General features: G+C 32.1%; 20 protein-coding genes and 1 pseudogene. 9 read left to right on the top strand and 12 right to left on the bottom strand.

Going from position 1 to position 22,861, the window contains the following annotated elements:
* Positions 1-30 precede the first annotated feature (30 nt).
* The 6 genes from P5P87_RS03715 to P5P87_RS03740 form a co-directional block, all read right to left on the bottom strand.
* The gene (locus P5P87_RS03715) at positions 31-1,131 is read right to left on the bottom strand and encodes an AI-2E family transporter (RefSeq protein ID WP_198855580.1); all 1,101 of its coding nucleotides are present in this window, start codon (positions 1,129-1,131) and stop codon (positions 31-33) included.
* 101 nt (positions 1,132-1,232) lie between these two features.
* Positions 1,233-1,763: a mechanosensitive ion channel domain-containing protein gene (locus tag P5P87_RS03720; RefSeq protein WP_198855581.1), complete on the bottom strand. Its 531-nt coding sequence runs from the start codon at positions 1,761-1,763 to the stop codon at positions 1,233-1,235.
* A 10-nt stretch (positions 1,764-1,773) separates the two neighbouring features.
* The gene (locus tag P5P87_RS03725; protein WP_278021612.1) at positions 1,774-2,358 is read right to left on the bottom strand and encodes a Maf-like protein; all 585 of its coding nucleotides are present in this window, start codon (positions 2,356-2,358) and stop codon (positions 1,774-1,776) included.
* On the bottom strand, positions 2,351-3,277 hold the full coding sequence (locus tag P5P87_RS03730) for a geranylgeranylglycerol-phosphate geranylgeranyltransferase (protein WP_278021613.1): 927 nt from the start codon (positions 3,275-3,277) through the stop codon (positions 2,351-2,353). Before P5P87_RS03730 ends, P5P87_RS03725 begins: the two co-directional genes overlap by 8 nt.
* A 68-nt stretch (positions 3,278-3,345) precedes the next feature.
* Complete coding sequence (locus P5P87_RS03735) at positions 3,346-3,873, bottom strand: KdsC family phosphatase (RefSeq protein ID WP_198855584.1); 528 nt, start codon at positions 3,871-3,873, stop codon at positions 3,346-3,348.
* Complete coding sequence (locus P5P87_RS03740; protein WP_278021614.1) at positions 3,857-4,618, bottom strand: Rossmann-like and DUF2520 domain-containing protein; 762 nt, start codon at positions 4,616-4,618, stop codon at positions 3,857-3,859. Before P5P87_RS03740 ends, P5P87_RS03735 begins: the two co-directional genes overlap by 17 nt.
* Positions 4,619-4,907: 289 nt before the next feature.
* Between P5P87_RS03740 and P5P87_RS03745 the strand changes: the two are divergent.
* A pseudogene (locus P5P87_RS03745) lies at positions 4,908-8,124 on the top strand (cytochrome c biogenesis protein).
* 70 nt (positions 8,125-8,194) lie between these two features.
* Here the strand turns inward: P5P87_RS03745 and P5P87_RS03750 are convergent.
* From P5P87_RS03750 to P5P87_RS03765, 4 genes are all read right to left on the bottom strand, one after another.
* The gene (locus tag P5P87_RS03750) at positions 8,195-8,923 is read right to left on the bottom strand and encodes a DUF3667 domain-containing protein (RefSeq protein ID WP_278021615.1); all 729 of its coding nucleotides are present in this window, start codon (positions 8,921-8,923) and stop codon (positions 8,195-8,197) included.
* 18 nt (positions 8,924-8,941) lie between these two features.
* Positions 8,942-9,325, bottom strand: coding sequence for a DoxX family protein (locus P5P87_RS03755; protein WP_278021616.1), 384 nt, complete (start codon positions 9,323-9,325; stop codon positions 8,942-8,944).
* Between the two features lie 84 nt (positions 9,326-9,409).
* A complete protein-coding gene (locus P5P87_RS03760; RefSeq protein WP_278021617.1) occupies positions 9,410-10,198 on the bottom strand; it encodes an anti-sigma factor in 789 nt (262 codons plus the stop codon).
* Positions 10,198-10,728, bottom strand: coding sequence for an RNA polymerase sigma factor (locus P5P87_RS03765; protein WP_198855590.1), 531 nt, complete (start codon positions 10,726-10,728; stop codon positions 10,198-10,200). Before P5P87_RS03765 ends, P5P87_RS03760 begins: the two co-directional genes overlap by 1 nt.
* Before the next feature lie 787 nt (positions 10,729-11,515).
* On the opposite strand from P5P87_RS03765, the gene P5P87_RS03770 reads away from it, so the two are divergent.
* Complete coding sequence (locus P5P87_RS03770) at positions 11,516-12,103, top strand: glutathione peroxidase (protein ID WP_198855591.1); 588 nt, start codon at positions 11,516-11,518, stop codon at positions 12,101-12,103.
* A gap of 122 nt (positions 12,104-12,225) precedes the next feature.
* Here P5P87_RS03770 and P5P87_RS03775 read toward each other — a convergent pair whose 3' ends face one another.
* Both P5P87_RS03775 and P5P87_RS03780 read right to left on the bottom strand, forming a co-directional pair.
* The gene (locus tag P5P87_RS03775) at positions 12,226-12,723 is read right to left on the bottom strand and encodes a GNAT family N-acetyltransferase (RefSeq protein WP_198855592.1); all 498 of its coding nucleotides are present in this window, start codon (positions 12,721-12,723) and stop codon (positions 12,226-12,228) included.
* A 16-nt stretch (positions 12,724-12,739) separates the two neighbouring features.
* On the bottom strand, positions 12,740-13,915 hold the full coding sequence (locus tag P5P87_RS03780) for a thioredoxin family protein (RefSeq protein ID WP_278021618.1): 1,176 nt from the start codon (positions 13,913-13,915) through the stop codon (positions 12,740-12,742).
* A 178-nt stretch (positions 13,916-14,093) separates the two neighbouring features.
* On the opposite strand from P5P87_RS03780, the gene menD reads away from it, so the two are divergent.
* The 7 genes from menD (at position 14,094) to P5P87_RS03815 (ending at position 22,839) form a co-directional block, all read left to right on the top strand.
* Positions 14,094-15,755 carry a 2-succinyl-5-enolpyruvyl-6-hydroxy-3-cyclohexene-1-carboxylic-acid synthase gene (menD, locus tag P5P87_RS03785; RefSeq protein WP_278021619.1) on the top strand — a complete coding sequence of 554 codons (1,662 nt, stop codon included), beginning with the start codon at positions 14,094-14,096 and terminating at the stop codon, positions 15,753-15,755.
* Positions 15,756-16,040: 285 nt separating this feature from the next.
* Entirely contained in the window at positions 16,041-16,895 is an 855-nt protein-coding gene (locus P5P87_RS03790; protein ID WP_278021620.1) for a CvfB family protein, read from the top strand.
* 819 nt (positions 16,896-17,714) lie between these two features.
* Positions 17,715-18,548 (top strand): 1,4-dihydroxy-2-naphthoyl-CoA synthase, encoded by an 834-nt coding sequence (locus tag P5P87_RS03795; protein ID WP_278021621.1) that lies wholly within the window; start codon positions 17,715-17,717, stop codon positions 18,546-18,548.
* Positions 18,549-18,633: 85 nt separating this feature from the next.
* Positions 18,634-19,596 carry a 1,4-dihydroxy-2-naphthoate octaprenyltransferase gene (gene menA, locus P5P87_RS03800; RefSeq protein WP_278021622.1) on the top strand — a complete coding sequence of 321 codons (963 nt, stop codon included), beginning with the start codon at positions 18,634-18,636 and terminating at the stop codon, positions 19,594-19,596.
* A 28-nt stretch (positions 19,597-19,624) separates the two neighbouring features.
* Positions 19,625-20,302 (top strand): metal-dependent hydrolase, encoded by a 678-nt coding sequence (locus P5P87_RS03805; protein ID WP_278021623.1) that lies wholly within the window; start codon positions 19,625-19,627, stop codon positions 20,300-20,302.
* A 187-nt stretch (positions 20,303-20,489) separates the two neighbouring features.
* Positions 20,490-21,728, top strand: a complete 1,239-nt coding sequence (locus P5P87_RS03810; protein WP_278021624.1) for a tetratricopeptide repeat protein — start codon at positions 20,490-20,492, stop codon at positions 21,726-21,728.
* Between the two features lie 79 nt (positions 21,729-21,807).
* Positions 21,808-22,839 (top strand): o-succinylbenzoate synthase, encoded by a 1,032-nt coding sequence (locus P5P87_RS03815; protein ID WP_278021625.1) that lies wholly within the window; start codon positions 21,808-21,810, stop codon positions 22,837-22,839.
* Positions 22,840-22,861: the final 22 nt, after the last annotated feature.

Consider the following 22,861-nt stretch of genomic DNA (forward strand, 5'->3'; position numbering starts at 1 on the left):
AACAAATGCTATGCTAGCATAACGTTCTTTTTAATTTTCTGTTGTAATTTTTCTTTTTCTCCAGACAAATTTCCTCGGAACATGATTTCCCATAAGATATCCCCAGGCAGAAAGCGAGTCAATTCGATCAAAAATAATTTTAAGAATTGCTAATAGCGGAATTGCTAAAAACATTCCCGCAATTCCGGCAGCGGCACCTCCAACAATAATTCCCATAATAGAAACGAAAGCATTTATTTCTACTTTAGTATTAATAATTAATGGAACAAGCAGGTTATTATCAATAAACTGAACAATAATATTTACAATTAGAATTCCGAGAATTACTGAAATTTCTCCAGATCCTGTTAATGATGCTAGAACTGTAATAACTCCAGCAATAAAAATTCCGATATAAGGAATCAAATTTAGAATTCCTGTAATCAATCCGAGAAGAATGAAATATTTTACGTCAATAATCCATAAACCTAAACCAGTTAATATTGATACCACGATCATTTCAATAATTAAACTTACAATATAATTATTGATAGAAACTTTAATCTGAGACAAAATATCCTGCAAAACCGCATGGTTCTCTTGTTTGATTAATTTGGCAAAAAACAATTTAAAATGTTCTTTATAAATTAAAAACAAAAAGGTGTAGACGATCATAATCGTGCTATCTAAAAGAACATCACTTATGGAAATGATAAATGAACCTAATTTAGCCTGACCTGTTTTAACAGAGTCTTTTGTAACAGAATCCAAATATTTTTTTTGATCGCCAATGCTTACCTCAAAATTTTCTCTGATAAATTTATGAATTTCAAGAATAAAAGAATTTGCATTTTTCTTTATCGTCTCAAAATCATTTGCCATATAAGTCGCTTGATAAGAAATGAAGACCAATACCGCCACAATTACAGATATAAAAATAGCGAGGCAAATAATTGCAGCGAGATGCCTTGGCAATTTAAGTTTTGTGTTAAAAAAAGTAAATATCGGAAGCAGTAAAACGGCAAATAAAAACGCCATTAAAACTGGTGTAAGAATATCTTTTCCGATGCAAAAAATAAATGCAAAACAAATTAAGGAAACAAGAATAAAGGAAAGTTTTGCATAAAAGGGTAGTGTTACAGGCCGAGTCATTTTAATTTTATTTAGCTGAATTTATAAAACAAATATTACACTTTATTTGTCTTTTTACGTTCTAGCTTTTCTCGTGCCCGTTATAAAATTCCCATTAGAATTTAGTCAAAAAACTCGCGCTCTTCATGTTTTGCAGGAATAATAGAAATTCCTTTCTGAAGTAATAAATTGTTAGGGAAAATTATTTTTTCTCCTTCTTTTGTTTTTAAGCTTACATGAAAGGTATTAATATCTTCGATTTCAGCTTCAATTGGAAAATCTTTATCATGAATTTTAATGGTGTCTCCAATCCTAAAAGGAAAAGAGAAAAACAGAACCATTCCTGAAGTAATATTGCTCAAAATAGACCATTGCGCAAACATGGCCACACCAATTACAGTTGCAATAGAAGAAATCGTAATAAAAATATCTTCTGTCTGAACTCCCCAGATTATTATCAAAATGGTTACAAGAAGTATATTCATTAAAATATTAATATACTTAATAACCAAATTGGTACGATGTTCAAATAATTGGCTTGTAGCGGCAAAACGCCTTATTAGTTTAGCAATTACTATACGCAATACAATCAAAACTCCAATAAGAATGATTGTTGCGATTATTTCTCGGCTATACTCTTTAAAAGAAAACATAAATAAATTTTTAAACTAATGTAGTCAAAAATTCGTAAACTTTGGCTGTCGGAAGCCCCATTACATTGGTATAAGAGCCTTCTACTTTTGCAACTGCCATAAAACCAAACCATTCCTGAATTCCGTATGCACCAGCTTTATCATAAGGTTTGTAGTTTTCGATATAATATAAAATAGCTTCGTCAGACAAATCGTTGAAAGTTACTTTTGTAATATCGTGCAATAGAGTAGAAGAGTTTACTGTTTTAAAACAAACCGAAGTGATTACGTCATGTGTTGTATTGGACATCGATTTAATCATGGCAAAAGCTTCTTCAGCACTTTTTGGTTTTCCTAAAGCTTTATTTTGATGCCAAACAATCGTATCGCTTGTTACCAAAATCTCATTTTCATTTAATTCACCTTCAAAAGCATTCGCTTTTAATTTGGCAAGATAATCAGTTATTTCAGTTGCTTTTAATTCCGGCGGATAAATTTCCTCGATGTCTTTTAATCGAATTTCAAAATCAAGATCTAAATCCTTAAAAAACTGCTGTCTGCGAGGCGAACCAGAAGCTAGAATGATTTTATATTTTTTTAGTTTTTCTTTAAGCATTGTATTTTATGTTTAAGGCGATAACCAAGATTGATAAAATTCCGAAGAACAAAATAAGTTTTAAAATGGTGCTTAAGTGATGAAATTCTTTTTGAGATTTTGCACTGAAAATTTTAACGATAAAATAAAGTAATGGTGCCAAAACCGTAGCAAAAGCATAAAATACAGCAATATAAAGCTTGTTTTGCATAAGGTAAGTGTTGCAATAAAGTCCAGAGATAATAAACGCAACGATAGCAAAACCTAAAGTAATTTTTGCGACTCTGCTTACCCCAATTGCAACTGGCAAAGTATTCATTCCCATATTATAATCGCCATTTACATCTTCGATATCTTTTACAATTTCTCGGATAAAATTAATTACAAAAGCAAATATGGCATAATCGCTTAGAATTGAGAATAGACTTGCCATTTGAGCTTGATTTTCGATTGTTGTAGCAGGAAAAAGATCAAAAACACCAATTATTAGCACGCTTGTCGCTAAAAGCAAAGCCACAACAAAATTACCTAAAAGCATAATTTGCTTGAGACTTGTAGCATAAAAATACAAAAGTGAGGCAATTAAAATAAAAAGTGAAGCAAAAGTCGGTCTCATGATAATATTCGACAAAATAAAACCAATGGCAACTCCAGAAATATTCAAACCTATATAAATATTGTAAGCAGCAGTTTCTGTGATTCCTTTGCCAACAACAACATCATTTGGTTTGTTTATACTATCTGTTCCTACATCGTAAATGTTATTGATTACATAGCCTGCAGCGGCAAGAAGTATAGTGCTTAAAACTAACAATCCGTATTGCCAATCTGCCAATGCCAGCGGGACTTGTTGTTGTTTTAAAAAAGCATAACGAAAAAGCAACTGCATAAATGCAAGCATTAAAAGGTTTTTGTAACGAATAAGATTTAGGAATTTCATTTTTTTAGGTTCTGAGGGGCTAAGATTCTAAGATGCTAAGTTTTTTCAATTAACAATTCACAATTAGATTAATCGTGTTTTCCGTTAAAGTACTCCATCCATTTTCCTTGTACTTTCATTACTTGTTCGATAACATCTCTTGCAGAACCGCGTCCGCCTTTTACGTGCGAAATATAACGGCAGATATTTTTAATTTCTGGGCTTGCATCTTGCGGACAAGTTGGAAGTCCAACTAATTTCATTACATGAAAATCTGGGATATCGTCTCCCATATACAGTACATTTTCAGGTTTGATATTGTTTGACTCACAATAAGCCGTGAAAGTTTTTACTTTATCAGGAGTTCCTAAATGAATGTCATTTATACCCAAATTACGAAGACGAATACGAACGCCTTCATTGCTTCCTCCAGAAATAATGCAAACATGATAACCGCTTTCAATTGCGGCTTTCATTGCGTAGCCATCACGAATATTCATTGTTCTTAACATTTCGCCTTCATTGGTTACAAAAACAGAACCATCTGTAAGTACGCCGTCTACATCAAAAACAAACGTTGTGATGTCATTCATTATTTCTTTATAACTTTTTCCCATTATGCTGTATAGATTGTGTTAGGATTTTATAGATATTTTTTTTGTTTTCGTCTTGTAAAAAAGCCATGTGCGCATCAGTTGTAATAGAATCATGCCGTATTGCCGGTCCGGTTTGCGCATCAATAGGATCTAATGTATTGATTTTGTCTGCTGTTTCCTGAATTAAAGGTTTTAAAACAGCAAAAGGAACTTGATTTTCTTCACAAATTTCATGTCCTATTTGGTATAAATGATTCGTGAAATTGCTAACAAAAACGGCAGCAACATGAAGTGCTTTGCGTTGTTCTGAACTAATAGAATAAACTGCAGTCGAAACGCTTTTTGCAATGGTTTCCAATAGTTTAAAATCGGCTGTGTTTTCAGCTTCCAAACAAAAAGGAACAACAGAATAATCTAATGTTTTGTTCTTAGAAAATGTCTGCAACGGATAAAAAACACCACGGCGATTTTTCGGATTTAATAGTTCTATTGACGATGTTCCAGAAGTATGAACAACTAATTGATTGTTAAAAGGAAGTTCATTTGAAACCTCTGTAATCGCATTGTCAGAAACTGAAACAATATGTAAGTCAGCAGGTTCTAAAGCTTTAAAATCTGTGACAATCTTTTCAGAATCAATCAAATGGAGTACGGCTTCTTTCTTACGAGAAAAAACCTGTTTAATTTCAACAATTTTGTCGCCAGAAAAAGCTTTTATCAAATGCTGTGCGACATTGCCCGAACCTATTATTGTTATCTGAATCATGAAAGCAAAATTAGTATTATTTTTTTTAATGCTGTTGTGTATTGAGTATACATAAATGCTTTTTTGAAGTTTTTATTGTTCTCTATTTTTTGTTAGAATCCTAACACTTTCTATAAAAAAGCCATTATTTAAAAATAACATCTTTGTTTTGTAAGTTTAAACTTTATATATTATCAATTTGTTTGAAAAATAGTCTTTATTTTTGGTTTTTATTAACAAAAGCCAAAGCCTGCTAATCAACATTTTTAAGTACTTTTGTCGCACTTTTATACAATGTAATCCCTAAGAAATGGATAAAAAAATATTCTCCTTTTTGTTTTCTACACGTTTAATGGCCGTTCTTTTTTTAACATTCGCAATTGCAATGGGTGTTGGAACTTTTATCGAAAGTAAATACAATACCGATACAGCCAGAATACTAATTTACAATACTTGGTGGTTTGAAGCGATTATGGCCATCTTTATGATCAATTTCTTCGGAAATATCAAAAAATACCAATTGCATAAAAAAGAAAAATGGGCAACACTTTTGTTGCACCTTGCTTTTGTTTTTATCATTTTAGGAGCTTTTATTACTAGATATATCAGTTACGAAGGAATGATGCCAATTCGCGAAGGCGCGGCAGAAAACCAAGTTTATTCAGATAAAACCTTTTTAACCATTTTTGCAGACGGTGAATATAAAGGAGAAATGAAAAGAAGAGTTTTTGAAAAAAATCTTTTGTTATCTCCTGCTACTAACAACGATTTTACTATTTCAGGAAAATTTGATGAAACTCCTTTTGAAGTTACTTATTCAAACTATATCATGGGAGCTAAAGAAGTGGTAAAACCGGATCCAAGCGGAACTTTATATCTTAAATTAGTCGAAGCTGGAGCGGGAGGAAGAGAAGAACACTACTTGAAAGAAGGTGAAGTTCAGAATATTCATAATGTTTTATTTGCTTTAAATAAACAGACAGACGGTGCTATTAACATTAATACAACTGGAAAAGAATATACGATCCAGACTCCTTTTGAAGGGGAGTTTATGCGAATGGCAGATCAGTTTAAAGGAAAAGTTACAAAAGACAATGTACAGCCTTTAATGATGCGTTCTTTATATAGCATTGGAGATATTAGAATTGTATTTCCAGAGCCTCCAATGAAAGGAAAAGTAGAGTACGAATCAAATAATGATTTTAAAGCAAAATCTCATACTGACGCTTTAGTGGTTAAAGTAAAGGCTGAAGGCCAAGAAAAAGAAGTAATGGTTTTTGGTTCTAAAGGTCAGGTTGGAGAAGCTAAAACAGTTAAAATTGGTAATATAGAATATTCTTTATTCTACGGAAGTAAAGCTTACATTTTACCATTTAAAGTTCGTTTGAACGATTTTATTGCTGACAAATATCCAGGAACAGAAAAAAGTTATTCTGCTTTTAAAAGTAAAGTAACTGTTCAGGACTCTACAGAAACTTTTGATGCAGATATTTTTATGAACCACGTTTTAGATTACAAAGGATTCCGTTTCTTCCAGTCTTCATTTGATCCAGACGAAAAAGGAACTGTTTTATCTGTAAATCACGATTTCTGGGGAACAAACATTACTTATTTCGGATATTTCCTTTTATATATTGGTTTAATGGCAATTATGTTTACTAAACATTCTCGTTTTGGTGATTTGAAACGTAAACTTGAAGCTATTCAAAAGAAAAAAGAAAAATTGATTACGATTCTGATTCTGATGATTAGTTTAACTGGTTTTGCGCAGCAGAGTCCACATGTTCATTCTCATGATCACGATCACGCGCATTCTGCAGATCCAAATGATCATGCGAATCACGTAACAGCACCACCAAGTAAAAAACAGTTAGATTCGTTATTAAGTATATATAAAGCACCAGAATCTCATGCGAGCAAAATTTGGACGTTTGATTATTCAGGATGCTGGAGGTAGAATGAAGCCAATTAATACGTTTTCATCTGAATTGCTTAGAAAAGTAAGTCATAGTGATACGTATAACGGAATGAATTCAGATCAGGTATTCTTGTCTATGACACAATACGCACAAGTTTGGATTCAGATTCCATTAATATATATTAAATCTGGAAATGATAGTATCCGTAAGATTATCGGAATTGATTCTAAAGATCAATACGCTCCTTTTGTAAAATTCTTTGACGAACAAGGAAACTACAAATTATCTCCATATTTAGATGCAGCTTACAAAGCCGCAAATCCAAATAATTTCGAGAAAGATTTTGTTGAAACCGATAAAAAGGTAAACTTAATGGAATCAGCATTGAGCGGAAGCATTTTGAAAATCTTCCCAGTTCCGAATGATCCAAATCATAAATGGGTTTCTTATTTAGAACGTGAAAGTGCAGGTTTTAAAGGAATGGATTCTACTTACGTAAAACAAATTCTGCCATTATACTTTAGCGCGCTAAATAATGGTTCTATCCAGAAAAACTTTGATACAGCCGATAACTTGGTGGAAAGCATTAATGGTTTCCAAAAGAAATTTGGAGCAAAAGTAAGACCAAGCGAAGATAAAATTGATGCCGAGATTGCTTACAACAAATATGATGTTTTCAAAGTATTGCCATATTGGTACATTACAGCATCTATCTTTATGTTGATGTTTACGATTCTTAATATTTTTTTCGAGAAAAAATGGCTAAGATTTACTGTAAACGGTTTTCATATTATTATCGGATTATTGTTTGCACTTCATACCGTTGGATTAATTGCGCGTTGGTATATTTCGGGTCACGCACCTTGGAGTAACGCGTACGAATCTATTGTATATGTAGCTTGGTCTACGATGTTCTTTGGATTGGCTTTTGATAGAAAATCGAAACTTACAGTAGCTTCATCTGCATTTGTTACAGCAATGATCTTAATGGCGGCATACATGAACTGGATCGATCCAGAAATTGCAAACTTACAGCCAGTTCTTAATTCGTATTGGTTAATGATTCACGTAGCAGTTATCGTAGCTAGTTATGGTCCGACTGCGTTAGGAATGATTTTAGGTTTTGTTGCTCTATTATTGATTTTCTTTACAAATGATAAAAATAAAGCCAAAATGGATTTGCATATTAAAGAAGTAAGTTACATTAACGAAATGGCTCTGACTATTGGCCTTATCATGCTAACAATTGGAAACTTCTTAGGTGGACAATGGGCAAACGAAAGTTGGGGACGTTACTGGGGATGGGATCCAAAAGAAACTTGGGCTTTAATCTCGATTATGATTTATGCTTTTGTAATTCACGCTCGTTTTGTTCCAGCCTTAAGAGGAAAATGGTTCTTTAACTTAATGAGTATGTATGCTTTTGTTTCAATCTTGTTTACGTACTATGGAGTAAACTTCCACTTAGTAGGTTTACACTCTTATGCAAGTGGAGAAGCACATTCATTAAACTGGATTTACTATTGCTTGATTACAATTTCTATAATTGGAGCGGTAACCTATCCAAAGTACCGTAAATACTATAAAACTAAAAAAGTTAAGAAATAAATAATTTACAATAATTATTAATTCATAAAAAAGGTTCAACATGATGTTGAACCTTTTTTTATATCAAATTTTAAAGTTTGCCAAAGAGGAGAAGTACAATAGCAGTTATTAGAAAAAAGCAAATTAGAAAAATAAGATGACTCAACAGAGTTAAGAAAAATGCTTTGATTTTAGACATTTTATTAAAAAACTGCATATTTGTCCAAAAGATTAAAATAATGCCAATAACATACATTACATTGTTGTACTGTGCTATATGTGAAGTATGATTTAGAAAAATCAATACCGGCATTGTTACTAATTGTACAGATATTCTTTGAGCCGCCTTAAAAGTATTGAGTACAAATAGTTCAACAAAATTATACCCCTGTTTTCTAAAAACAAGATAAGTGCCAATAGTATAAATAGGAATTGAGCCTACTGTAACCCAAGAAAAATGTGTGGCAAACCATTCGTTTATATAATCAGAATCGATATTTGAGGTCTTTGCCGCTTCAAAAGTATTAATGTGAAAGTAATGATATAAAAGACCATAAAGCGTTGCAAGGACCACAACCAAAGATAAAGGCTTAAAATGATGAACTCTTTTTCCTTCGATAAATTCTCGGATAGAATGCCCAGGTCTGGTAAATAATTGTTTCAAAGAATACAAAATGCCTTTATCAAAATGCAATAAACCATGCTGAATATCATGCCATAAAAAATGAGCATTAATTTTGTGCGTTTCTGCAGTCTGACCGCAGTTGTTGCAATAATGACCTTTAAAAATCTGATGACAATTTTTGCAAATGATTTCCATTAGAGCTCGGTATTGATTTTATAAATTATTTTTTTTGACGCCATTAGGATACATAATAGCCAATAATACTATTATCAGTAGAAAATTATATTCAACACCATTTCTTCCACCGCCTACAACAAACCAGCCTTCTTTAAAATGCACTAAAACAATTCCCATTATGAGGACAAAAATGGTTACAAAACCAGCAAGTTTAATGTATTTATTAACCAATAAAAGAATTGCCGCAACTACATGCGACAATTTAATGCTCCAAGCAAGAAACACACCATAAGGAGCAAATCCAATTTGATTGAGAAAAAGATTTCCAAAATCATTAATGCCATTATTAAACATTCCGGAAACAGAATGGGTGAGGAGAATAATCGCCATTGCGATTCTCAAGAGTAAGTTTGCATTCATAAATTGGTTTTTGGTGAATTAAAAATAATAAAAAAACGCATATTACTCTGAATATGCGTTTTAGCTTTTTATAAAAGATTAATTTCAAACTTTTCCTAAAGTATAAAGTTGTGTCATTGTTGGAGTTGGGCTTCCACCAGCTGGCTCTAAAGTAATTCCAAATGCTTCTGCAGAATCGGTTTGATTTACAGCGAAAATTTTCTGAGAATTTCCTTCAAAATTATCCAATAAACCAATGCTTGTTGGTGTAAGAACAGGACTTAACTTTAAAGACCAAACCTGATAAACCATTCCTTTTGGAGGAGCTGGTAAACCTGCCGCATCGATATAAGTGGTTTTAGTCTGCTTATTCCAATATACTTTTGCAAAAGAAGTTGGCGAAACAGCCTGACCGCCAAGAGTTACACCAGTATTTTTAATATCTCTAACAATACTCAAGTTTTTCTCGGTTTGCTTATTCTGTTGATCTAAAAAGGCATATTCGCGCTGAATTTTGTTCTTTTCATTTCCAACAGTAGAAATCGCTTCTTTTGTTTTTGTCAATTCTAAAGTCTGATATCCTAACCCTAAAAGCAATAGCACTGCCGCAGCCCAGCCTACATATTGCGACCAGTTTGATGCTGGTTTCATGTCAACTACTTTTCCGTGTTTAAGTTCCAGACGAGCTTTAATTTTTTCGAAATTCTCTACAGAGTGGAAAGGAGAGAAGCTAGAAGAAAGCGCAATGACAGCCTTTTCTATCGAGATAATTTCCTGATCCATTTCTGGGTTCTTTTTTGCCATTTCGGCAATTTCGAGATTTTCTTTTTCACTTAATAGACCGTAAACATACAGCTCTAAAATTCCTGATTCTATATATTCTTGTGCTTCCATTATATCTTCAAATAATTACGTAAATCGTTAATACAGTTTCTGTTTTGTGTTTTGATAGTTCCCAGTGGCAGTGCCAATTCTTCTGAAGCTTCTTGCTGGGTATATCCTTTAAAGAACAATAAATTAATTATTTCGATACATTTTGGTTTTAGTTTTTTTACAAATTCCTGAATTCCAATTGCATCAAGTTTATGACTCAATTTATTGCTCTCGTCTAAGAGATTTACGAAATTATCTGATGAAAGGTTTTTTTGGCTGTTGTTGTAGTCTTTAGAACGAAGTTTATCTATCGAGGTATTCCTGGCTATATTTAAGATCCAAGTATAAAATCGGCCTTTGCCTTCATTGTAGGTGTCAATGTTTTTCCAGATTTTGACAAAAACATCTTGAAGCACGTCTTCTGCTTCTTCTCGATTTTTGATTAACACATGAATGACAGAAAACAGACTTTTTGAGTACATGTCGTACAAATGCGTAAAAGCTTTTTCGTCTTTTTTGTAAATTAAAACTAGCAGTTCTTCTTGACTCATAGATTTGGATTTTTAAGTTTAAACATTAAAAGTTAAGATGTTATTCGCTAACTGTTATAAAGATAATTTATTTTTTTCTGATATTTTTTATTTTTTTTAATAGCCAAAACCCTAAGAAAATAAAGGGTTTTAAAAAAAAGTGCATTTTTTTTCACTTTTTTTAAAACCAAAAACAATCCTATTACGTAAATGTATTTTATAAGGTCAGAATGATCTTATAGAAAGCAAAAAGCCAATTAGAAAATTTAGAAAGCTGTTGTTATAAAATTATTATAGAGAATATGGATAGCAAAATAATAATGAAAATATTAATAGTTGGATTAACAACAGTTTTGACGTTGATCGATTTTACTGAAAAGGATTTTTTAAAAGACATTTTGCCAAATAGCAGTAATAATGCTGGGCAAATGCTGAGATAATAAAGAGAAAACAAAAGATATTGAATAGTTGATGCACTCGGACTTCCAGACCGAAGATTTTTTTAATATGTCTTTCGGATATTTTAGGATTTAAATTTACATCAATACAAGCCAGTTAAAGATTTTTTTGAAAGCCATTTGACATATTGGGGGGAAAGAAATTTTCGAACACAACCGAGTCATCAACTATAATTTATAAAAGATTGCATAATAATTAATTCATGGTTTGATTTGTTTGTATGGGGGGAAGCCTAACGTCTGATTAACGTTAGGCTTCATTTTTTATTTAACTTTTGATTGGCAAAAATTAAAGCCTTAAAATAGTTTTTGTAAAATGGATTTTAGCTAATTTTATAAAAAATTATACGATGAAAAAAATACTATTTATACTATTTGGAGCTACAGTTTTGTCTGCGACAGGATTAAATGCTCAAACCAGTACAAACAAATTATCTAAAAAAGATAAAACCATGGCAAAAGAAACAATTTATCAATTTAAGGTTGAAGATTTATCAGGAGACACTTTTGACTTTGCTTCTTTAAAAGGCAAAAAAATCTTGATTGTCAACACTGCTTCAAAATGCGGTTTAACACCTCAGTACAAAGATTTAGAAGCAGTTTATAAAGAATATAAAGATAAAGGTTTTGTAATTGTTGGTTTTCCAGCAAACAACTTTGCATCTCAAGAACCAGGAACAAATAAAGAAATCGAAACGTTCTGCCAACAGAATTACGGAGTTTCTTTTCCGATGATGAGTAAGGTTTCAGTAAAAGGAAGTGATATGTGCGAAGTATATAAGTTCTTGACCGAAAAATCTAGAAATGGCTTGCAAGATTCTGAAGTAGAGTGGAATTTTCAAAAATACTTAATCAATGAAAAAGGTGAATTGGTTAAAGTAATTAAACCAAAAACTTTAGTTACAGAACCTGAAGTAATTAATTGGATTAAAAGCTAAAAAACATTAAAAAAGCCCAAATTTGCATCTTCAAATTTGGGCTTTTTTTTGTTCTAAAGTTTCAAAGGTACAGGGTTATAAATACTTTGCGTCCTTTGCGTAATTCATCGCGTCCTTTGCTGTTAAACTAAAATAAGTTGCATAAAAACCAAATCGAGCCAGTGATCAAATTTGTATCCAACTTCACGAATTGTGCCTGTAGCAACAAATCCGAATTTTTCATGAAAAGCAATACTTCCTGCATTATCGGCATCAATTGCACCAATCATAACATGATAACCTTGCTCTTTTGCCAAACGAATTAATTCTGTCAAAAGTTTAGAGCCAATTCCTTTTCCTATAATGTTATCAACAACATATACAGAATGCTCAATAGTATATTGATAGCCAATTTTTTCTCTAAACTGTCCGTAACTTCCAAAACCAACCACTTCGCCATCTAAATCGGCTACTATTACAGGAAGATTCTTAGCTGTTTTATCTTCAAACCATTTGGTCTGAACTTCTAAAGTTTGAATTTCATAACTGTAATTAGCAGTTGTATGCAAAATAGAATGATTTACAATTTCTAAAATCTTTTGCAAATCGTTTGGTGTTGCAGGTCTTAATATAATGCTCATTGGTAATTGTTGTCGTTTATTTGGTGTTGAGTTCAGCTAATAGGACGTCTACTTCCTTTGAATTCCAGTCCATTTCTTTGGCTATTGCTTTGGCATTTTTGGCATATTCTAAAGCTTTTTTCTTATTTTTTAATTTATTATAAAGTTTGGCCTCAAGTAAATTTCCGTCGTAAGAGTCATTTAATTCTAGAGAACGATCTACCCAAGAGATAGCTTTTTTTAAACTTTCTGCGTCTTTAATATGCTTAAAATAAGTGTTTCCGATGTCTTTTAAGAAACTAGCATCATTCCAAACCAATTTCTGAGTATCTTCAAGAGTTACTTTTTTATAAAAATCCCATTTCTCGGTTCTTTCTGCCAATGTCAAATCATATTTAAAAACTAAAGAATCTGTCTTTTGCAATCGAATTGATTTTGCAACTTCTCTTTGTTTATAGTAGTTTACAGTATCTAAATTGTCAACCAAAGGTCGAAGTAATTCATTTACAATACTTTCAATTTTACGATCAACACGACTTTGAGAAGCTACCGCGGCAAAATCTTTCTGATGATTTAAAACATATTGAAATTCTCGAGATTTAATATCAGTAACACCATTTGCAATAACACGCCAGTTTAACTCACTAACTAATTGTTTGTCAGATTGTGTGTTCAAATAAATATGCGTTGGTATTGACAACTCCGTTCTATCTTTTCCTTTTCTCAAAGTATTTAAATAATAAAAGAACTTATCTGAATTGCTAGGATCGGCAAGAAATTGTTTTTCTAAATGAGGCAATTGCATCTTGGGATTTAAAGCATTATTAAGCTCGTTAAGAAATTCTGGTTTCTTTAATTCGCCCTTTAAAGCATAAATTAAAGTTTCGTTACTATCGATAAATAAAAAAGTAGGAAGCGATTTGGTGTTGAATTTCTCTTTTAAAGCAATCCCTTCTTCTTTTTCAATGTTTTTGTAAGTGCAGACAAAATTCTTATTCAAAAAATCTATTACAGCAGGATCACTCAAAACTTCTGTTTTCATTAAATTGCAATGTGGGCACCAATCGGCATAAAGCATTACAAAAAGAGGTTTTCCTTCTTTTTTAGCACTTTCTAAGGCCGTTTTATATGGAACATCAACAGGAACAAATTGATTCTGAGAAGTAATGGTTTGAAAAGTAATAGATAAAAATAGTATAAATAAGAAACGCATATTATGTCTGGCTTTTATTAATTATTCGATTTTACAAATATATTCCCTTTTTTGAGAAACAGCCTTAATATATTCCTAATTATAATATAAATCAAGTGCGAAGTTTGTAACTTTGTAAGCAAGATGAAGAAAAATTATATCAGGATTTTTCTTTAAAAAATAGTAATACACGACCGGAATGATTTACCCCAAAATAGCGCTAGCACAAAGCATTATCGAAATTTTATCTGCCAAAGGCATTGTTAATATTATAATTTCTCCAGGATCTAGAAACGCACCGTTAACTATTGGTTTTGCTCAAAATCCAAATTTTACCTGTTACAGTATTGCAGACGAGCGATGTCTCGCTTTTTTTGCATTAGGAATTGCCCAGCAAACCAAACAGCCAACAGCAGTTGTCTGTACTTCAGGATCAGCTTTATTAAATTATTATCCGGCTATTGCAGAAGCATTTTACAGCCAGATTCCCTTGATTGTTATTTCTGCTGATCGTCCGCAGAGCAAAATTGATATCGGAGACGGACAAACCATTCGTCAGGAAAATGTTTTTGCCAATCATTCTGTTTTTAATGCCAATTTAACAGAAGAAGCTTCAGAAGAGAATGATTTAAAGATCAATCTAGCCATTGAAACAGCTATTCTTAAAAAAGGTCCAGTTCATATCAATGCGCCTTTTGAAGAGCCTTTATATGAAACTACAGAAGAGCTTTCTGTAAAGCCAAAAATCACAAATCTTGAGTTTGTAAATTTTTCAAAAATTATAGAAAACAGCAACGAGTTTGTTTCGGTTTGGAATAATACAAAGCGAAAATTAGTTTTAGTTGGAGTAAACGAAGCCAATAGTATTGATCAAGAAATTATCGAAAATCTAGCCTCAGATCCTTCAGTTGTTGTACTTACAGAAACTACTTCAAATCTTCATCATGAGAGTTTTATTAATTCAATAGATACTTTAATTACACCTTTTGATGATTTTGATTTTAAACAATTTAATCCAGAAGTTTTAGTGACTTTTGGTGGAATGGTTGTCTCAAAAAGAATTAAAGGTTTTTTAAGAAAATACAAACCAAAACATCATTGGCATATTGATACTTTACGTGCTTACGATACGTTTGGCGCTTTGACAAAACATTTTGAAATGCAGCCAAATGATTTCTTTAAAGATCTATTTTCAAAAACAGTATTTGTAAAGAGCAATTATTTCAAAAACATTGATACCGTTTATAAAGCAAGATTAGAGAAAAGAAAGGAATACTTAAGTAAAATTGAGTTTTCAGATTTTAAAGCTTTCGAAAAAGTTATACAATCGTTGCCTAAAAACAGTTTGTCGCAAATTAGCAATAGTTCTGCCATTCGTTATGCGCAATTAATTGATATTGATGATTCTATTGAAGTTTTCTGTAACAGAGGAACGAGTGGAATTGACGGAAGTACATCTACAGCAGTGGGTGCTGCGCTTGGAAACGAAAAACAAACTGTTTTTGTTACTGGAGATATTGGCTTTTTGTATGATAGCAATGCGCTATGGAATTCTTACATCCCGAAAAACTTCAAAATTATTTTAATTAATAATGCAGGAGGTGGAATTTTTAGGATTTTACCTGGACATCAGGAAAAACCTGTTTTCAATACTTATTTTGAGACGTCACATAGCTTGACTGCCGAACATCTAGCAAAAATGTACGGATTGAATTACTTTGTGACTCAAGATGTCCAGTCATTAGAAAATGGAATAGAATCTTTGTATAATTCTAATGATGTTCCATGCATTTTGGAAATATTTACTCCAACATTTGAAAATGATAAAATCTTAAAAGAGTATTTTAAATTTTTATACTAAATTGAAGTTAGATATTTGTTAATATGCTTATTAATCATTTTTTGGCTGTAACGTTGGTGCTATTCACTAAATATTTACTGACCCAGCACTTTAAAAAAGAAAGCGTGTTTAAATAATTAAATTTCGCACATCGCAAAATCCCTTTATAACCCAATTCTATAAAGGGATTTTTTAATTTTTGCCTACAGTATAAGTTTTGTTAAATTAATTTCATAGTACCGCTTCAAACTTCGTACCTTTGCGGCTCAGAAACTTAGCAGTTGTACTGCTTAGAAATACATTAAAATGCTAGAAATAGGAAAATACAATACCCTAACTATATTACGTGATACCAAAGTAGGTTTGTTTTTAGGTGATCCTGAAAATGATCCTGATGGAACTCACGATGTTTTACTTCCAAATAAATATGTTCCAAAAGTATTTGAAATTGGTGAAGAATTAATCGTTTTTGTTTACTTAGATCACGAACAGCGACCAGTTGCAACAACTTTAGTTCCGTATATCTTATTAAATGAATTTGCTCTTTTGAGAGTAAATTACATCAATAATGTTGGTGCTTTTATGGATTGGGGAATGGAAAAAGATATTTTGGTTCCGTTTAAAGAACAGGCGCGTCCGATGGAAAAAGGAAAACGTTATTTGGTTTATCTATATATGGACAAACAAACTAATCGTTTGGTAGCTTCCAGCAAAACCAATCAGTTTTTGAACAATGATCAGTTAACAGTAGAAAAAGGAGAAGAAGTCGACTTGATCGTTTCGCATATTACCGATATGGGGATCAATGTCATCATTAACGAGCGCCACAAAGGACTTTTATACAAAGACGAAGTTTATGATGATTCGATAAGAACCGGAAATAGAATGCGTGGCTATATTAAAAACATTCGTCCTGATAACAAAATAGATGTTGCGCTTCAGCCTCAAGGTGTTGAGAGTATAGAACCAAATGCCGAAAAAATATTAAGCGAGCTAAGAGCAAGTAGAGGCTTTCTTAGATTAAACGATAATTCTCATCCAGAAGATATTAAAACTGTTTTGAAAATGAGTAAAAAATCATTCAAAAAAGCAATCGGATCTTTATACAAGGAAAAACTGATTGAAATTAAAGAAGATGGAATATATCTTGTAAAAGAATAAAAATTGAGAAATTCTAATATGGAAATTCCAATTGATAATTGAAATCTATAATTTGACTTTAGCCTTTTGGAATTTGGAGTTTAAAATATTGAAATTTATTTTGCGCTAGCAAAATTATTATAACACAAAAGGTCAGCTCATTACAAGCAGCCTTTCGCTTTTTATTCAGTTTTAAAAAAAATTGTAATTAAAAAAAAACAGAAATAAAATAATTCGAATCCATCTCAGAACAATAGCTTTACGAATTTTAGAAATCGTCCCATTGACGGTATGTCTTTTAAATAATCAATGCACCTATCTTAAAAGCAAAAAAAGAGAATTTCACGGCTCATCCATTGGTTTTATAATATAACTTTTAGAAAGTTGTGAATTAGTACTTTTTTCCTCTTTTCGTTATCATTTCTATACTAATTAATAGACAATTCTAACATTTAACCTTAGGTGTTACTTTTTTCTTTTTGAAGTTTCGACAAACACATAAATCATTTGCTCTTTTAATTGAGGTTTGTTACTTAAAACCCTAAAAAAATGAGCGACAAATTTTTTAAATTTTCTCAAAAAAATCATTTTTTAGGTTAATAAATCAGTGAAAGAAAATCAATCTAAAATCTTTGAAATAGTTTGTATCTCATTGATTTCTAGGGTGTAAAATTAATTATTATTTTTCTAAACTAATGTTAAAAAATGTTATTTTTTGTAGGTAAATACCAATTGTTAACATTAGAAGTCAATTTAGTAAAGACTTAAGACTGATTGAGTAGGTAAAGTAGTAAAAATGATTTATTTTTACCGTATAATTATTTTAAACAAAAAATCAAAATGGATTGGATTACAGCCAGAGAATTTGAAGATATAACTTATAAAAAATGCAATGGAGTAGCGAGAATAGCCTTTAACAGACCAAATGTTAGAAATGCATTCCGTCCAAAAACTACTTCAGAATTATACCAAGCTTTTTACGATGCACAAGAAGATACTTCAATTGGAGTTGTTTTACTTTCTGCTGAGGGACCTTCAACAAAAGATGGAGTTTACTCTTTCTGTAGTGGTGGAGATCAGAATGCACGCGGACATCAAGGATATGTTGGAGACGACGGACAGCACCGTTTGAATATTCTGGAAGTACAGCGTTTAATTCGTTTTATGCCTAAAGTTGTTATTGCAGTAGTTCCAGGATGGACTGTAGGTGGCGGACATAGTTTGCACGTAGTTTGCGATATGACACTTGCAAGTAAAGAACATGCTATTTTTAAACAAACAGATGCTGATGTAACTAGTTTTGATGGCGGTTACGGATCGGCATATTTAGCTAAAATGGTTGGTCAGAAAAAAGCACGTGAAATTTTCTTTTTAGGTAGAAATTATTCTGCTCAAGAAGCTTTTGAAATGGGAATGGTAAATGCTGTAATTCCGCATGATGAGTTAGAAGCTACTGCTTATGAGTGGGCACAAGAAATTCTTCAAAAATCGCCAACATCTATAAAAATGCTGAAATTTGCAATGAACTTAACAGACGACGGAATGGTTGGACAGCAAGTTTTTGCAGGAGAAGCCACTCGTTTAGCTTACATGACCGAAGAAGCTAAAGAAGGTAGAAATGCTTTCTTAGAGAAAAGAAAACCAAACTTCGGCGAAAATAAGTGGTTACCATAAATAAGTTATAAAATAGTTTCAAGTATCAGGTTTCAAGTTAAGAACCTGAAACTTGAAACCTGAAACTAAAAAAACAAAACAAATAATGAAACATTGGATTGAAGCCGCAAGATTGCGCACATTACCTTTATCAGTTTCCGGAATTATAGTTGGAAGTATTTACGCTTTATCAAATCCAACAGAAACCATTAACACTCCAACAGAAGTATTTAGCTGGAAAGTTTTTGGTTTTGCTCTATTGACAACACTGGGATTACAGGTTTTATCCAATTTTGCAAATGACTATGGCGATGGAGTAAAAGGTACTGACAATGCTGATCGAGTAGGGCCACAACGTGCTATTCAGAGCGGTGTAATTACCCCTCAAGCAATGAAAAAAGCCATTATTATTACTTCATTTTTGACTTTATTATCTGCAATTATATTAATTTATTTTGCATTCGGAAAAGACAATTTCGGGTATTCAATCTTTTTTCTATTGTTAGGAATCGCGACTATTATTTCTGCAATTCGCTACACAGTTGGTAATTCTGCCTACGGATATAGAGGTTTTGGAGATTTATTTGTTTTCATTTTCTTCGGATTAGTGAGTACTTTGGGCGTAAACTTTTTATATGCAAAAGAAGTAGAACCGCTTTTAATTCTTCCAGCTGTTGCAATCGGATTATTGAGTGTTGGGGTTTTAAATCTTAACAATATGCGCGATCAGGAATCTGATAAAAAATCGGGTAAAAACACTATTGTAGTGCAAATTGGAGCTCAAAAAGCTAAAAATTACCACTTCTTCTTGATTATTACAGCAATGATTTTGGTGGTTGTATTTGCTATTTTAAGCGATTATAACTTTGACCAATACTTGTTTTTATTGGCATATATCCCGTTGACCAAACATTTAATCACGGTTTACAAAAATCAAGATCCAAAATTATTAGATCCAGAATTAAAAAAACTAGCATTAAGCACGTTCTTGCTTTCTATATTACTTACAGTATGCATGATTTCTTTGATTTCAGACATTATTGTAAACCTCTTTTTAGGAGGAAGATAAAACAATGTTTAACTTAAAAAGTGACAAAATGAAAATTACATACTACGGACACGCTTCATTAGGAATTGAAGTAGGAGGAAAACACATTATTGTAGACCCATTTATTACCGGAAATCCACAAGTCGCTACAATCAATCTGAGCACTATCAAAGCAGATTATATTTTATTGACGCATGCACACGCTGATCACGTTTTGGATGTTGAAGCTATTGCAAAAAATACAAATGCAGTTATTATTTCTAATGCAGAAATTGCAAGCCATTATGCTAAAAAAGGATTCAATTCGCATCCAATGAATCACGGAGGAAGCTGGAAATTTGATTTCGGAAAAGTAAAATATGTAAATGCAATTCACTCAAGCAGTTTTCCTGACGGTTCTTACGGAGGAAATCCTGGAGGTTTTGTAATTGAAGGCGAACATAAAAACATCTATATCGCTGGAGATACAGCTTTGACTTACGACATGAAATTGATTCCGCTTCGCACAAAACTAGATTTAGTTATTCTTCCGATCGGAAATAACTTTACAATGGATGTTGAAGATGCTATTATCGCTTCAGATTTTGTAGAATGCGACAAAGTTTTAGGATACCACTATGATACTTTTGGTTATATTGAAATCAATCATGAAGAAGCAATTCGCAAATTTTTCGATAAAGGAAAAGATTTAATGCTTTTACCTATAGGAGATTCGATCGAATTATAATTGTCATCCTGAGCGGAGTCGAAGGAAGAAGCTAATCCCGCTATACGCTATATCTTTTGTGGCGAACCCCGCCACAAAAGGATATCGCCGCTATCGGGGCTAGGGCACTCAATTCCATAAGAAAGTTATTTGGCATAATCTATGTTAATTGAATTAAAGTTTTTTAAAGTAAAAATCATTTTAATCTGTGAAATCTGTGGCAATTAAAGCATCATCACAAAATACAACTTTCAAACAAATCCTTTTATTACTATTTATCGTAACTTCCTATAACGCTTTTGCACAAAAAGATGGTTATTGGGACAAAGAACGTGCAACAACTAAAGAAATCATGGTTCCCGCACGCGATAGAATTGCTATACCAACGGAAGATTTACCAGTTGGAACTACAGAAATTGTATACAGAATTACACTTTTAGATAAAAACCAAGAAATGGCCAATAGCTTGGTTTCGGTATTAAAAGCCATTCCAGACCCTACAGGTATAAGCCAAGGCTCTGCAGGTGCGGTTTTCTTAATGTCAAAAATTTCTGGAGAAGATAAATGCACCTATTCGATTTTTACATCTAATGAAAATGCTAAAAAGTATATTTCAGATGGTAAAATTGACAATGCCTGTTATTCTCAAGCAGAACCTGTAAGTAAAGATGCTAAACGATTATCTGTAAACAGATCTTCTTGCTTAAAAGAAAATATTAATACCATTTGGTTTGGCTTTGAAAGCAAAAACTGGTTGTTGAGCCAAAAAGTGGTCTTAGAAGTAGTGCCTTGGGTAGACACAAAACTAAATCGCGGTTGGAATCAAGACAACAAAAACGAAATTATAAGCTTGTGCAAAACTTCTACAATGGCACAAAAAATGGCAAACTCAGATGATTTTTGCGTTTGTATTTTAAATAAAATTATGAAGCAATATCGCTATGATGAGTTTCAGAAATTATTGGCTGTCGAAAAAACGAAAGTTTATAAAGATTTTGGAAACAGCTGTTATCAAGATGCTGATATATCTAAAAACGTATTCAACGATTTAAGAACTCAGGTAGCTTCTTTAATAAAGACGCAAAAATATAACGAAGCAATTCCAAAATTGAATACCATTGTAAGCGAAGGAAAAGCAACAGCTGTAGATTACAGTTATTTAGGCTATTGTTATATTTTGACCAAACAATATGCAAAAGCTTTAAAAGTTCTGCAAGAAGGCGAGAAACTTGATGATACAGAATTATTAATCAAATTAAACTTAGCACATACTTATTTAGTAAGTGATGACTACAGTGCGGCCAAAGCAATTTACAAAAAATATCAGACTCAAAACGTAACCGATAGTTTAAGCTGGATTGTTAAAACAAAACTTGATTTTCAGGCTTTTGAAAAAGCGGGTCTGCCTTCAAAAGACTTTGAAAAAATCTTAAAATTATATAACTGAGAAACTTACTGGTGCAGAGCTATTTAAAGTTTTTTAAACTTAACATCTCAGTACTTAGAATCTTAGCATCTTAAAAAAAATGAAAGCATCTTATAATAAATATTTACTAGAATTTAAACGTCCATCTGGAACTTCTAGAGGAATTATGACCGAAAAAGAAACTTGGTTTATAATACTGGAAGAAAATGGCAAAAAAGGAATCGGTGAATGTGGAATATTACGTGGATTAAGTGCTGACGATCGTCCAGATTATGAAGAAAAATTAAAATGGGCTTGCGAAAATATCCATTTGGGAGAAAACGCATTATGGAATGCATTGCTAGAATTTCCTTCTATACAATTTGGATTAGAAATGGCTTTTTTATCTCTTAAAAGCGAAAATCCATATATTTTGTTTCCATCAGATTTTACCACTAATTTAAGTTCAATAGCTATAAACGGATTAGTCTGGATGGGGGAATCTGCTTTTATGAAACAGCAGATAGAAGATAAATTAGCCGATGGTTTTAACTGTATAAAGCTTAAAATTGGAGCAATCGATTTCAACAAAGAATTGGAGTTATTGCAATTTATTAGAAGTTATTTTTCGCCAGAAGAAATAGAAATTAGAGTAGATGCCAACGGCGCTTTTTCTTCAACAGAAGCTTTAGATAAATTAAATAAATTGAATAAATTTCAGCTTCATAGCATAGAACAGCCAATTAAGAAAGGACAGGTTGCAGAAATGGCTCAGTTGTGCAAACAGACACCATTTCCGATTGCTTTAGATGAAGAGCTTATGGGTGTATTTTCATTAGAAGAAAAAGAAAAATTACTGCAAGAAATAAAACCGCAATATATTATTTTAAAGCCAAGTTTTATTGGAGGTTTTCGTGGTACGCAAGAATGGATCACTTTGGCAGAAAAGTATAATATAGGCTGGTGGATAACCTCTGCATTAGAAAGCAATATAGGATTGAACGCTATCGCACAATGGACATTTACCTTGAATTCAGATATGCCTCAAGGTTTAGGAACTGGAGCTTTATATACTAATAATATAGATTGCCCTCTTGAAGTAAAAAAAGGCCAGCTTTGGTATAATATTTCTAAGAATTGGTCAAATTTCTAAGATTTTTTATGACATCTTAAAG

Source organism: Flavobacterium ginsengisoli, assembly GCF_029625315.1.
GTDB classification, from domain to species: Bacteria; Bacteroidota; Bacteroidia; order Flavobacteriales; family Flavobacteriaceae; genus Flavobacterium; species Flavobacterium ginsengisoli.